The organism is Pseudomonas sp. 43(2021) (assembly GCF_017490805.1).
In the GTDB taxonomy this organism is placed as follows: Bacteria; Pseudomonadota; Gammaproteobacteria; order Pseudomonadales; family Pseudomonadaceae; genus Aquipseudomonas.
In genome coordinates, this window is the sequence record NZ_JAFGYJ010000013.1 from 45,706 (window position 1) to 59,557 (window position 13,852).

At 65.0% G+C, this 13,852-nt stretch carries 10 protein-coding genes and 1 tRNA gene; 9 read left to right on the forward strand and 2 right to left on the reverse strand.

Annotated features, from left to right (window positions below; all coding sequences use genetic code 11):
* The first annotated feature begins 13 nt into the window (after window positions 1–13).
* The 8 genes from J5M71_RS13305 to J5M71_RS13340 all read left to right on the forward strand — a co-directional run bounded on the left by J5M71_RS13305 (window position 14) and on the right by J5M71_RS13340 (window position 10,238).
* The gene (locus tag J5M71_RS13305; protein ID WP_207832729.1) at window positions 14–775 is read left to right on the forward strand and encodes an SDR family NAD(P)-dependent oxidoreductase; all 762 of its coding nucleotides are present in this window, start codon (window positions 14–16) and stop codon (window positions 773–775) included.
* A 257-nt stretch (window positions 776–1,032) separates the two neighbouring features.
* A complete protein-coding gene (fdnG, locus tag J5M71_RS13310) occupies window positions 1,033–4,101 on the forward strand; it encodes a formate dehydrogenase-N subunit alpha (protein ID WP_207832730.1) in 3,069 nt (1,022 codons plus the stop codon).
* Complete coding sequence (gene fdxH, locus J5M71_RS13315) at window positions 4,101–5,051, forward strand: formate dehydrogenase subunit beta (RefSeq protein WP_207832731.1); 951 nt, start codon at window positions 4,101–4,103, stop codon at window positions 5,049–5,051. The genes fdnG and fdxH overlap by 1 nt, the downstream gene beginning before the upstream one ends.
* Entirely contained in the window at window positions 5,048–5,704 is a 657-nt protein-coding gene (locus J5M71_RS13320) for a formate dehydrogenase subunit gamma (RefSeq protein ID WP_063911045.1), read from the forward strand. Before fdxH ends, J5M71_RS13320 begins: the two co-directional genes overlap by 4 nt.
* A gap of 4 nt (window positions 5,705–5,708) precedes the next feature.
* Window positions 5,709–6,629 carry a formate dehydrogenase accessory protein FdhE gene (fdhE, locus tag J5M71_RS13325; RefSeq protein ID WP_063911046.1) on the forward strand — a complete coding sequence of 307 codons (921 nt, stop codon included), beginning with the start codon at window positions 5,709–5,711 and terminating at the stop codon, window positions 6,627–6,629.
* Window positions 6,630–6,789: 160 nt separating this feature from the next.
* Window positions 6,790–8,217 carry an L-seryl-tRNA(Sec) selenium transferase gene (gene selA / locus J5M71_RS13330; protein ID WP_063911047.1) on the forward strand — a complete coding sequence of 476 codons (1,428 nt, stop codon included), beginning with the start codon at window positions 6,790–6,792 and terminating at the stop codon, window positions 8,215–8,217.
* Complete coding sequence (gene selB, locus J5M71_RS13335) at window positions 8,214–10,136, forward strand: selenocysteine-specific translation elongation factor (protein ID WP_207832732.1); 1,923 nt, start codon at window positions 8,214–8,216, stop codon at window positions 10,134–10,136. The genes selA and selB overlap by 4 nt, the downstream gene beginning before the upstream one ends.
* A gap of 6 nt (window positions 10,137–10,142) precedes the next feature.
* Window positions 10,143–10,238: transfer RNA gene (locus J5M71_RS13340), tRNA-Sec, on the forward strand.
* A gap of 116 nt (window positions 10,239–10,354) precedes the next feature.
* Here J5M71_RS13340 and J5M71_RS13345 read toward each other — a convergent pair.
* Window positions 10,355–11,353 carry an asparaginase gene (locus J5M71_RS13345; RefSeq protein ID WP_207832733.1) on the reverse strand — a complete coding sequence of 333 codons (999 nt, stop codon included), beginning with the start codon at window positions 11,351–11,353 and terminating at the stop codon, window positions 10,355–10,357.
* A 62-nt stretch (window positions 11,354–11,415) separates the two neighbouring features.
* Entirely contained in the window at window positions 11,416–12,858 is a 1,443-nt protein-coding gene (locus tag J5M71_RS13350) for an alanine/glycine:cation symporter family protein (RefSeq protein WP_207832734.1), read from the reverse strand.
* A gap of 179 nt (window positions 12,859–13,037) precedes the next feature.
* Here J5M71_RS13350 and J5M71_RS13355 point away from each other — a divergent pair, with 179 nt between their 5' ends.
* Window positions 13,038–13,847, forward strand: coding sequence for a helix-turn-helix transcriptional regulator (locus J5M71_RS13355; protein ID WP_207832735.1), 810 nt, complete (start codon window positions 13,038–13,040; stop codon window positions 13,845–13,847).
* Window positions 13,848–13,852 lie beyond the last annotated feature (5 nt).

Here is a 13,852-nt window from a genome sequence, read left to right on the forward strand (position 1 = left end):
TAGGAGACAACTGATGAAAACCGCATTCGTAACCGGCGCCTCCTCGGGCTTTGGCCGCGCCATCTGCCGTACCTTGATCGGCAAAGGCTACCGCGTGATCGGTGGCGCCCGGCGCATGGACAAGCTGCAAGCGCTGGAAGCCGAACTGGGCGCCAACTTCACTGCGCTGGCGCTGGATGTCACCGACCCGGTGTCGCTCGAGACGGCGGTCGAGAAGATTCGTGATGCTTCGCTGCAGATCGACCTGCTGGTCAACAATGCCGGGCTGGCGCTGGGCGTGGACCGTGCCCAGGTCAGCAGTGCGGAAAACTGGCAGCGGATGATCGACACCAACATCACCGGCCTGGCCATGGTCACCCACAAGATACTGCCGCAGATGGTGGAAGCCGACAGCGGCATGATCATCAACATCGGCTCGATCGCCGGCACCTACCCCTACCCGGGCGGTAACGTGTATGGCGCCAGCAAGGCCTTCGTCCGCCAGTTCAGCCTCAACCTGCGCGCCGACCTGGCGGGCACCCGCGTGCGAGTGAGCAACATCGAGCCGGGGCTGTGCTCGGGTACCGATTTCTCGGTGGTGCGCCTGAACGGTGACCTGGATGCCGTGCAGGCGCTGTATCGGGATGTGGAGGCCATTCTGCCCGAGGACATCGCGGCCACGGTGGCCTGGATTGCCGAGCAGCCGGCGCATGTGAACATCAATACCATCGAGATCATGCCGGTGGCGCAGAGCAGCGCGGCGCTGAACGTGGTGCGCAACCTGCCGCTTTGCTGATCGGCCGGTGGTGGATGGCACCGGCGTTGCCGGTGTTCGCGGGCACGCCCGCTCCCACATTCGGGCAGGTGCAGTACCTGTGGGAGCGGGTTCACCCGCGAATCAGGCAACACAGCGCCTTCAGCTGACCCATGTCATCGCACCTTCGCGATTCTTGGCTAGTCTTACCTGTTGGCGGCCATCAATTGGCCGCCACCGTGACTACCAAGAGGCGCCGGCCATGTTCCGTGCGTCCACCACCTGATCAGGAGTGCACGATGGACCTGAACCGTCGGCAGTTCTTCAAGGTCGCCGCCGTCGGCCTTGGAGGCTCGAGCCTTGCGGCGTTGGGCATGGCCCCGACACCCGCATTCGCCGAGCAGGTGCGTCACTTCAAGCTGGCGCATACCAAAGAAACCCGTAACACCTGCCCCTACTGCTCGGTCGGCTGCGGCCTGATCATGTACAGCCAGGGCGATGCGGGCAAGAACGTCAAACAGAACATCATCCATATCGAAGGTGACGCCGACCACCCGGTCAACCGCGGCACCCTCTGCCCGAAAGGTGCCGGCCTGCTGGACTTCATCCACAGCCCGAGCCGCCTGCAGTACCCCGAGGTACGCAAGCCGGGCAGCCAGGAGTGGGTGCGAGTCAGCTGGGACGAGGCGCTCGATCGCGTCGCCGACCTGATGAAGCAGGACCGCGACGCCAACTTCATCGAAAAGAACGCCCAGGGGCAAACGGTCAACCGCTGGCTAACCACCGGTTTTCTCGCTGCTTCCGCCGCCTCCAGCGAGGCCGGCTACCTGACCCACAAGGTCATCCGCGCAACAGGCATGCTGGGGTTCGATAATCAGGCTCGTGTCTGACATGGCCCGACGGTGGCAAGTCTTGCCCCGACGTACGGCCGTGGCGCCATGACCAACCACTGGTCCGATATCGCCAACGCGAATCTGGTCCTGGTGATGGGTGGCAACGCAGCAGAAGCGCATCCGTGCGGCTTCAAGTGGGTGACCGAGGCCAAGGCGCACAACAAGGCGCGGCTGATCGTGGTCGACCCGCGGTTTACCCGTACCGCTTCGGTGGCGGATTACTACGCACCGATTCGTACCGGTACCGACATCGCCTTCATGGGCGGGCTGATCAATTACCTGCTGAGCAACGACAGGATCCAGCACGAGTACGTGCGCAACTACACCGACGTGTCGTTCATCGTCAAAGAGAACTATGGCTTCGAGGATGGCCTGTTCAGCGGCTATGACGAGGCCAAGCGTGTGTATGCCGACAAGTCCGGCTGGGGTTATGAACTGGGTGAGGACGGTTTTGCCAAGGTCGACCCGACCTTGCAGCACCCGCGCTGCGTGTTCCAGCTGATGAAGCAGCACTACAGCCGCTATACCCCGGAACTGGCGAGCATGACCTGTGGCATGCCGCAGGACGCCATGCTGAAGATCTGGGAAGAGATCGCCACCTGCTCGGTACCGGGCAAGACCATGACGATCCTCTACGCGCTCGGCTGGACGCAGCACTCGATCGGCGCACAGATCATCCGCAGTGCGGCCATGGTCCAGTTGCTGCTGGGCAACGTCGGCATGCCCGGTGGCGGGGTCAACGCCTTGCGCGGGCACTCCAACATCCAGGGCCTGACCGACCTCGGCCTGCTGTCCAACTCGCTACCGGGTTACCTGACCTTGGCTGGCGATGCCGAGCAGGACTACGCCGCCTACATCGACAAGCGCGCCTCCAAACCGCTGCGCCCAGGGCAACTGTCGTACTGGCAGAACTACGGCAAGTTCCACGTCAGCCTGATGAAGGCCTGGTATGGCGCCAACGCTACGGCAGAAAACAACTGGGGCTACGACTGGCTGCCCAAGCTCGACGTGCCGGCCTACGACGTGCTGCGCATGTTCGAGATGATGGGCCAGGGCAAGGTCAACGGCTACATGTGCCAGGGCTTCAACCCGATTGCCGCGCTGCCGGACAAGAACCGCGTCACCGCAGCCCTGGGCAAGCTCAAGTGGCTGGTGATCATGGACCCGCTGGCCACCGAGACCTCGGAGTTCTGGCGCAACGTCGGGCCGTTCAACGATGTCGACACGGCCAACATCCAGACCGAAGTGATCCGCCTGCCCACCACCTGCTTCGCCGAGGAAGACGGCTCGCTGGTCAACAGCAGCCGCTGGCTGCAGTGGCACTGGAAGGGCGCCGACGGCCCGGGTGAGACCCGCACCGACGTGCACATCATGAGCGAGCTGTTCCTGCGCCTGCGCCGACGCTACCAGGCCGAGGGCGGTGCCTACCCAGACGCGCTGATGAACATCAACTGGCCATACAAGATCCCTGAAGAGCCATCCCCGGAGGAACTGGCCAAGGAAATGAACGGCTGGGCGGTGACCGACCTCACCGACCCGACTGGCGCAGTGCTCAAGGCCGGCCAGCAACTGGCGGGCTTTGGCCAGCTCAAGGACGATGGCAGCACCGCGTCCGGCTGCTGGATCTTCGCCGGCAGCTGGACCGAGCAGGGCAACCAGATGGCCCGCCGCGACAACAGCGACCCATACGGCATGCACCAGGTGCAGAACTGGGCCTGGGCCTGGCCAGCCAACCGCCGCATCCTCTACAACCGTGCTTCCAGCGACCCGCAAGGCAAACCCTGGGACCCGGAGAAGAAGCGCCTGGTATGGTGGAACGGCAAGGCCTGGACCGGTACCGACGTGCCCGACTTCAAGGTCGACTCGCCACCCGAGGCGGGGATGAACCCGTTCATCATGAACCCCGAAGGCGTGGCGCGGTTCTTCGCCATCGACAAGATGGCCGAAGGCCCGTTCCCCGAGCACTACGAGCCGTTCGAGACGCCGATTGGCATCAACCCGCTGCACCCGCAGAACAAGAAGGCCACCAGCAACCCGGCCGGGCGGGTCTTCGACTCGGTGTGGGACACCCTGGGCAAGCACGACGAGTTCCCGTATGCGGCGACCACGTACCGGCTGACCGAGCACTTCCACTTCTGGAGCAAGCATTGCCGCCTCAACGCCATTGCCCAGCCCGAGCAGTTCGTCGAAATCGGCGAGGTGCTGGCCAACGAGAAGGGTATCAAGGCCGGTGACCGGGTGCGGGTGTCGAGCAAGCGCGGGCACATCGAGGCGGTGGCGGTGGTGACCAAGCGGATTCGCCCGCTCAAGGTCAACAACCAGACCGTGCACCAGATCGGCATCCCGCTGCACTGGGGCTTCACCGGGGCTACGCGGCATGGCTACCTGACCAACACCCTGGTGCCTTTCCTGGGTGACGGCAATACCCAGACGCCAGAGTCCAAGTCGTTCCTCGTCAAAGTGGAGAAACTCTGATGGCCAGCCAAGACATCATCGCCCGCTCGGCCACCACCACCGTACCGCCTTCGGTACGCCAGCAGCAGGAAGTCGCCAAGCTGATCGACACCACCAAGTGCATCGGCTGCAAGGCCTGTCAGGTGGCGTGTTCGGAGTGGAACGAACTGCGTGACGAGGTCGGCCACAACCACGGCACCTATGACAACCCCCAGGACCTCACCGCCGAGACCTGGACCCTGATGCGCTTCACCGAGCATGAGCGCGACGACGGCAACCTGGAGTGGCTGATTCGCAAGGACGGCTGCATGCACTGCGCCGAGCCAGGTTGCCTGAAGGCCTGCCCGAGCCCGGGGGCGATCATCAAGCACGCCAACGGCATCGTCGACTTCAACCAGGACCACTGTATCGGTTGCGGCTACTGCATTACCGGCTGCCCGTTCAACATCCCGCGCATCTCGCAGAAGGACCACAAGGCGTACAAGTGCACCCTGTGTTCCGACCGCGTGACCGTGGGCCTGGAGCCGGCCTGCGTGAAAACCTGCCCGACCGGGGCGATCGTGTTCGGCAGCAAGGACGAGATGAAAGTGCATGCCGCCGAGCGCATCGTCGACCTCAAGTCGCGCGGCTATGACAACGCCGGGCTGTACGACCCGGACGGCGTCGGTGGCACCCATGTGATGTATGTGCTGCACCATGCCGACACGCCGAAACTGTACGCCGGCCTGCCGGATCAGCCGGTGATCAGCCCGCTGGTGGGGCTGTGGAAGGGCTTCACCAAGCCGCTGGCGCTGCTGGCCATGGGCGCGGCGGTGCTGGCCGGGTTCTTCCACTATGTGCGGGTCGGGCCACAGCGGGTGGAGGAGGACGAACGCCCGACACCGCCGGATGAAAGCGTGCATCAGGTGGACCCGTCGGTCCATGTCTATGATCCGGCCAAGCCCGGTGGGCAAGGGGAGCAGCGACCATGAACGACAACAAACCCATCCTGCGTTACAACGCCAACGAGCGCAGCAACCACTGGGTCGTCGCGATCCTGTTCATCCTGGCTGGCCTGTCGGGGCTGGCGCTGTTCCATCCGGCGCTGTTCTGGCTCAGCAACCTGTTCGGCGGTGGGCCGTGGACACGCATCCTGCACCCCTTCATCGGGGTGGCGATGTTCGTGTTCTTCCTCGGCCTGGTGCTGCGTTTCTGGCGCGCCAACTTCATCACCGCCAACGACCGCCTGTGGCTGCGCCGCGTGGACCGGGTGATGCTCAACAAGGAGGAGGGTGTGCCGCCGATCGGCAAGTACAACGCCGGGCAGAAGCTGTTGTTCTGGACCCTGCTGGCGTGCATGCTGGTTCTGCTGGTCAGCGGTGTGGTGATCTGGCGCGCCTACTTCAGCCATTGGTTCGGCATCGAGGTCATTCGCCTGTCCGCGCTGCTCCACGCCCTGGCGGCGTTCGTGCTGATCCTCAGCATCATCGTGCACATCTACGCCGGCATCTGGATCAAGGGCTCGATCGGCGCCATGCTGCATGGCTGGGTCAGCCGCGCCTGGGCGCGCAAGCACCATGAGTTGTGGTACCGCGAAGTGACCGGTGACAAGACGCCGGGCAATCACGGACGAAAAGAAGGATGAGCGCTTGAGCACGATACTCGAACCCGGGCAGATCGAAGCGTCGGCGGTGATGCCGCCGTTTCTGCACCTGCCCCCCGCCAACCTGTTCGAACTGCGGGCCGCGCGCCTGGAGCAGCTGGCCGAGGGCAATGCCCTTGGCGAATACCTGAAGCTGGTGGCCCGCTTGTGCCGCATACAGCAGCAGCTTGTGGATAACCCGCCCGCTGGCATGCCTGTGGCCGAGGAGCGTCAACGCCTGTGCATAAGTCATGGTTTGCCGCCGCTGGCGGCGGATAGCCTGGTGCGTGAAGGGCCGTGGCTGGTCTGGTTGCAGGCCTTGCTCGAGCACTTCAGCGCGCAAACCAGCGGTCCGTTGGGTGAGGCACTGCAAGCCCTGCGTGGCAGCGACGACAATCAGCGCAAGGGCTGGGGCATTGCCTTGCTCGCCGGCCAGTACGATGCAGTGCCCGCAGCGCTGGTGCCGTTCATTGGGGCGGCCTTGCAGGCGGCCTGGTCCAGTTGGTTGCTGGCGCTGCCCGCGCCAGAGCTCAAGCCCGCCGGCAGCCTGGCCCAGTGCCCGGCCTGCGGCTCGCCGGCGATGGCCGGGGTGGTGCGCAACCGTGGCAAGCACAATGGCCTGCGCTACCTGGCCTGTTCGCTGTGTGCCTGTGAATGGCATGTAGTGCGGGTCAAGTGCGTCTACTGCGAGTCGAGCAAGGACCTGCGCTACACCAGCCTCGACGATGACCGCCATGCGCCGGGCAAGGCGCCGCTGCGTGCCGAGTGCTGCCCGGCGTGCGAAAGCTACCTGAAGCAGAACTACCTGGAAAACGATGCGGCGGCCGAGCCGCTGGCCGACGACCTGGCCAGCCTGGCGCTGGACATTCGCCTGGACGAGGAGGGCTTCCATCGGTTGGCACCGAACCTGATGCTTGCGCCCGGGTAGTGGGTGAGTGTCTACACTGTAAGACCGAGTCGCCTTCTTCGCGGGTAAACCCGCCCCCACAGGTACCGCGCAAGCTTCAAAAGCTGCGCGGGCCTTGTGGGAGCGGGTTCCCCCGCGAAGAGGCCAGTACAGACAACGGATCAGTCCAAGGTAGTACCGCATGTCCTCCAGCCTAGCCAGCGACACCCCACGCCTGCCCTCCATCGACACCCTTTTGCGCCACCCGGCCTGCCTCCCGCTGATCGACCGCCATGGCCGCGACGCGGTCCTTGCCACCTTGCGCCAACTGCTCGACGACCTGCGCGACCCCGCCCGTACCGGCCAACTCAGCGCCGCCGAACTGGCCGCTGAAGTCCTGCTGGGCCGCACCGGCGAACGCCTGGCCACCCAGCAACGCAGCCAGGTCCGCCGCGTGTTCAACCTCACCGGCACCGTCCTGCACACCAACCTTGGCCGCGCCCTGTTGCCAGAGGAGGCCATCGAGGCCATGCAGACCGCCGCCCGCTACCCGCTCAACCTGGAATTCGACCTGGCCACCGGCAAGCGTGGCGACCGTGACGACCTGATCGAAGGCCTGATCCGCGAGCTGACCGGCGCCGAAGCCGTCACCGTGGTCAACAACAACGCTGCCGCCGTGCTGCTGGCGCTCAACAGCCTGGGTGCGCGCAAGGAGGGCATCATCTCCCGCGGTGAACTGATCGAGATCGGCGGTGCCTTCCGCATTCCCGACATCATGGCCCGCGCTGGCGTGAAGCTGCACGAAGTCGGCACCACCAACCGCACCCACGCCCGCGACTACGAGGCCGCCATCGGCCCACGCACCGGCCTGCTGATGCGCGTGCATTGCAGCAACTACAGTATCCAGGGTTTCACTACCCAGGTGCCCACCGCCGAGCTGGCGCGCATCGCCCACCAACATGACTTACCGCTGCTTGAGGACCTTGGCAGCGGTAGCCTGCTTGACCTCACCCGCTGGGGCCTGCCCGCCGAGCCGACCGTGCGCCAGGCCCTGGCTGACGGCGCCGATATCGTCACCTTCAGTGGCGACAAACTGCTGGGCGGGCCGCAAGCCGGGATCATCGTCGGGCGCAAGGACCTGATCGCCAGGATCAAGAAGAACCCGCTCAAGCGTGCGCTGCGGGTCGACAAGATCACCCTCGCCGCACTCGAAGCGGTGCTGGCGCTGTACCGCAACCCCGACCGCCTGGCCGAGCGCCTGCCCAGCCTGCGTCTGCTGACCCGCAGTCAGGCCGAAATCCAGGCCCAGGCCGAGCGCCTGGCCCCTGAGCTCAAGGCCCGCCTCGGCGAGCAATGGGCGGTCAGTGTGGAGCCGGCGTTGGGCATGATCGGCAGTGGCAGCCAACCGGTCGCCCGCCTGCCGAGCGCGGCGTTGTGCCTGCGCCCGCAGGTGTCGAAGAAGTTGCGCGGGCGCAGCCTGCATGTGCTGGAGCGGGCCTTGCGAGACCTGCCGGTGCCGGTGCTCGGCCGCATCGCCGACGACGCCCTGTGGCTGGACCTGCGCCAGCTGGATGACGAAGCCCAGTGGCTGGCGCAGTTGCCCGCCCTGCAGTTGGGGCCGGTACAGTGATCGTTGGTACCGCCGGCCATATCGACCACGGCAAGACCGCACTGCTCCAGGCCCTGACCGGCCAGGCCGGCGACCAGCGCCAGGAGGAGCGCGCCCGTGGCATGACCATCGACCTGGGCTACCGCTATGCGGCGTTGACCGAGGGGGCGGCACTGACCGGCTTCATCGACGTACCGGGCCATGAGCGCTTTATCCACAACATGCTGGCCGGCGCCCACGGCATCGACCTGGTGCTGCTGGTGGTGGCGGCCGACGACGGGGTGATGCCACAAACCCGCGAGCACCTGGCAATCATCGAGCTGCTCGGCATTCCCCAGGCCCTGGTGGCAATCAGCAAATGCGACCGGGTAGAGCCGGCACGCCTGGCCGAAGTGCAGGCACAAGTCAGCGAATTGCTGGCGCCGGGCCCTTATGCCGGTGCACGGCAGTTTCCGTTGTCGAGTGTGACCGGCGAGGGTATCGATGCCCTGCGCCAGGCGTTGCTGGCGGCGGAGCAGCGCGTGCGCCAGCGCAGCGTGCGCGGCGGTTTCCGCCTGGCCGTCGACCGTGCTTTCGCCGTTACCGGGGCGGGTGTGGTGGTCACGGGCACGGCGCTGGCCGGGCGGGTCAGTGCCGGCGACACCTTGTTGCTGGGCAAGGCCGGCAAACCGGTACGGGTGCGTGGCCTGCATGCGCAGAACCAGGCCGCCCTGGTGGCCGAGGCGGGCCAGCGTGTGGCGCTGAACATCGCTGCCGAACGCCTGGCGGCGGAACAGGTGCATCGGGGTGACTGGCTGGTGGCCGAGTGGCTGCATGCCCCCAGCGTGCGGGTGGATATCGAACTGAAACTGTTGCCGGGCGAGACCCGGACTTTCGAACATTTCAGCGCCGTGCACGTGCACCTCGGCACCCAGGACGTAACGGCCCGGGTGGCCTTGCTCGAAGGAGAAACCCTGACGGCGGGCCAGCGCATGTTCGCCCAGTTGCTGCTCAACGCACCGCTGCAGGCGGTACACGGCGACCGCCTGGTGCTGCGCGACCAGCGTGCCCAGCGCACCTTGGGGGGCGGCAAGGTGCTCGACCCGTTTGCGCCAAGCCGTCAGCGGCGCAGCGATGAGCGCCTGCGCCAGTTGCAGGTGCTGCGTGATACCGAGGACCTGGAGCAGGCCCTGCCGGCGCTGCTCGCCAGCGCACCCGGGGGTGTCGACCCGCAGCGCCTGGAGCGGCAGTTCAATCGCCTGCGCGAAACCTGGCAGTTGCCGGAAGATGTGCTGGTGGTGGCAACACGGCAGGGCCAACTGTTGTTTGCCCGTGCCCAGTGGCAGGCGCTCAAGCGCCTGGTGCTGGAGCAGTTGGCGCGGTTCCATGAGCAGGAGCCTGACCAGCTCGGCCCGGACCGCGACCGCCTGCGCCGCTTTGCTGCCTTGCCGCTGGAGCGGCCCGCTTTTGTCAGCCTGCTGGATGAGTTGCTCGATGACCGTGCCATTGCCAGCAGCGGGCCTTGGCTGCACCTGCCCGATCACAAGGTGCAGTTGAGTGAAGCCGACAGCGCGCTATGGGCGAGTCTGCAACCGAAGTTGCTGGCGGGGCAATACGATCCGCCCTGGGTCAGGACGCTGGCGAGTGAGGAAAACCGTGCCGAAGCCGATGTGCGCCTGTTGCTGCGCAAGCTGGCCCGGTTGGGCCTGGTGCACCAGGTGGTGCGCGACCTGTTCTACCCTGAGGCGACGCTACAGCGCATGGCAGAGCTGCTGCTGGGGCAGGCCAGTGAAACACCGATAGTGCAGGTTGCCGCGTTTCGCGATATGTTGGGCATCGGTCGCAAGCGCAGTGTGCAGATACTGGAATACTTCGACCGCATCGGTCTGACCCGGAGGGTGGCCGATCAGCGTCACATTCGCGCCGACAGCGCCCTGGCCCAGCAGCAAGCCAGGCACTGAGTTCAAGGAAGGCAATCGCGCCCGGTGGCGCGGCCGGGCTTCAAACCCGGTTGGGGACGGCAGCCGTTCCCGGGCAGGTTCGACTCCCGCTGCCTTCCGCCATTTTTTACTGGCCCATTCGCGGGCAAGCCCGCTCCCACAGGACTTCACAGCCTTCAAGGGCAGTGCTGTACCTGTGGGAGCGGGCTTGCCCGCGAATAGGCCCTGATGGGTGAAAGCTAGGCCCGCTCCCCACACAGATCCAGGGCAAACCACTGCTCAGCTGCATCCACATCCAGCCCGGCCCCCAGCAGCGCAACCATCTTGGCCAGCGCCGCCTCACGGGTCATGCCCCCACCACTGACCAGCCCGGCCCCGCGCAAGCGGTTACCCGCCGCATAGGTATCGAACACCACCGACCCCTCAGGGCACTGGCTGATAGCTGCCAGCATCACACCGCGCTGGCGCGCTGCGCTCAGCACATCCAGCAATGCCTGGTCATCCGACGGCCCGGTACCGCTGCCGTAGCACTCCAGCAGCAACCCCTGCACGCCACTGCCCAGCAGTGCCTGCAAGTGCCCGGCCTGCAGGCCCGGGAACACCGGCACTACCGCCAGGTTGACCGGCTGGCGCGGGTGCTTGTAGCCAAGCTCGGCAGGGATCGCCGTGGCGCGCTCACTGTCACGATGACGTGGCAGCGCGACAAAGGCATCGAACGCCTCGCTGCGCAGCTTCGACGCCCGGCAGCCATGCAGCAGCTGGCCATGGAAGTACAGCTGCACGCCATCTTCCAGCCCTTGTTCGAACTGGCGCAGCGCGCCGCACAGGTTGCCCCAGGCATCGCTGTCTGCGGCACCCGCCGGCAGCATCGAGCCGGTCAGCAGCACCGGCACCGGCAGGCCCAGCAGCAGGAACGACAATGCCGCGGCGCTGTAGGCCAGGCTGTCGGTACCATGCAGCACCAGCACGCCATCATGGCCAGCAACCTCTACCGCTGCGACGATGGCATCGCGCATCGCCAGCCAGTTGTGCTGTTGCATGTTGGCGCTGTCGAGCAGCGGGTTCAGTTCCTGCAGTGTCCACTGCACCTGGGGCGCATCGGGCATGTGGGCGAAGTGTTCGCGCATGCGCGCTTCGAAACCACCGGCCGGCGCCAGGCCTTCGGGGGTTTCGAGCATGCCGATGGTGCCCCCGGTATAGAGAACGAGGAGATTGTTTACTGCTCGCATGGGAAGCATCCGTAGCGGTGAGCGGAGAAAAGGTAAGCCGCCCACGGACGGGGCGGCTGGAAGGGAGAATATCAGCGCTGCGTCTGGACTTCGCCGACTGCTTTGTCAGTGGCTGTTTCCGCCTGCGGATTGGCAGGCCAGGCATTGCGGTCCAGGTCCAGGTCGGCGAACTTGGCCGAGTCGAACACCGGCTGGTCGACGCCCGCCTTGCGCTGCTCGTCGTAGTCGCGCATTACCCGCAGGCCGACCTTGAACAGCAGGGCCAGAGCCACCAGGTTGACGAAGGCCAGGCAGGTCATGGTGATATCGGCAAAGGCGAACACGGTCGACAGGTCCTGCAGCGAACCCCATACCACCAGCGCCAGTACCAGGCCACGGAACACCATCAGTACCACGCGATTGCGGCTGAGGAACTGCAGGCTGTTCTCGCCCAGGTAGTAGTTGTAGAGGATGCAGGTGAACACGAACAGCGACAGCGCGACGCTGACGAACACGCGGCCCCAGTCACCAACCACGGCGGCCAGCGAGTTCTGGGTCAGGACGATACCGTCACCTTCGAAGCCCGGGGTGTAGAAGCCCGACAGCAGGATCAGCAGCGCGGTGCAGGTGCAGATCACGAAGGTGTCGAGGAACACGCTGAAGGCCTGGACCACGCCCTGGGCACCCGGGTGTTTCACGGCGGCCACGGCGGCGACGTTCGGCGCGCTACCCAGGCCTGCTTCGTTGGCGAACACGCCACGCTTCACGCCCATGACGATGGCGCTGCCGAGCAGGCCGGCAAACGCCGGGTCAAGGCCGAAGGCGCTCTTGAAGATGGTTTCCAGCATGGCTGGCACGTGTTCGATCTGGGTGCCGATCACGTACAGGGTCACGCCGATGTAGGCCAGGGTCTTGACCGGTACCAGCAGGTCCGACACCGCGGCGATGCGCTTGATGCCGCCGATGAAGGTGATGGCCAGCAGCACGGCGAGGACGATGCCGGTGTGCTTGGGGTCGAAGGCGAAGGCGTTCTGCAGCGAGTGGGTCACGGTGTACGACTGCAGGCCGATGAAGGCGAAGCCGTAGGTGACCAGCAGCAGGACCGAGAACACGATGGCCATGCTTTTCAGCTTCAGGCCGTGCTGGATGTAGTAGGCCGGGCCGCCACGGTACAGGCCGTCGCCATCGGCGCGCTTGTAGACCTGGGCCAGGGTGCATTCGAAGAAGCTGCTGGACATGCCCACCAGTGCGGTGACCCACATCCAGAATACGGCGCCTGGGCCACCCAGGGTCACGGCAATGCCGACACCGGCGATGTTACCGGCGCCCACACGGCCGGCCAGGCTCAGCATCAGGGCCTGGAAGGAGCTCAGCTGGCCAGCCTGGCCACGCAGCGACTCCTTGAACACACCGAACATGTGGCCAAAGTGGCGGAACTGGACGAAACGGGAGCGGATGGTGAAGTAGCTACCCAGCCCTACGATCAGCACAATGAGAAGTTTCCCCGAGAGGAAATCGTTGAGTACTTCGAGCATTGGAAAATGACCTCGATTCTTATTGTTCGTGTGGAAAGACCAGCGGACGGCGGGCGCACCGCTATTCGTTGGGGCGCATGGTTGGCTATGACAAGGCCGGTTACAATTTCGCGGATTGCTCTGATTTGGTGCAACCTGATGCTATACTTGCGTCATTCGCGTCACCCGAGCCCTGTGTCATGAGCGTTCATTTCGCTACCAATCTCAAACTGGCCTGCAGCCACTACCGCTCTATCTCCGAAGTTTGCCGCAAGCTCGCGATCAATCGCGCACAGTTCAACAAGTACCTGAGCGGGCAGAGCCGTCCGACGGCATTCAATCTCAAGCGCATCAGCGATTTCTTCGGTGTCGAGGATTACGAGCTGAATTTGCCGCCCGAGCAGTTCAGCCACCTGATCGGTGCGCGTGTGTCGACCTTGGCCGAGCAACCTGGCGACCCGATCAGCGAGTTGTTTCGCCCGTTGCACGAACATGCCGGCAATCTGTCGCGTTATTGCGGCTATTACCTGGAGTATTCCAACTGCATGTCGGTGCCGGGCACGATCCTGGTGTCGCTGGTGCACCTGTGGGAAGAGCGCGGGCAGTTTCTGTTCGAGCGCCAGGAACGCCAGGAGCGCTCCAGTGCCACTGACCACCATGCCGAGGTGCGTTGCCGTTACCTGGGGGCGGCGTTCCAGTTGCAGGACCGGATGTTCCTGGTCGACTACGAGTCGCTGACTTTCAACGAGATGAGCCAGACCATCCTCATCCCCAGCTTCAAAAGCCGCATTACCCGCCTGAACGGCCTCAAGGCCGGTGTTTCCAGCGGTGACCAGCGCTACCCGGCCTGCACCCGGGTGGTGTGGGATTACCTGGGAGAGGAGATCAATCGCATCAACGCCTATCGCCAGGTAAAACTGTACCAGCCGGATGATCCCCGTATAGATGACGACATACGCGAGCGCTTGAGTGTGAGGCCGCTTAGTAACGGATTGTTTGAAATCAAGTAGTGGTC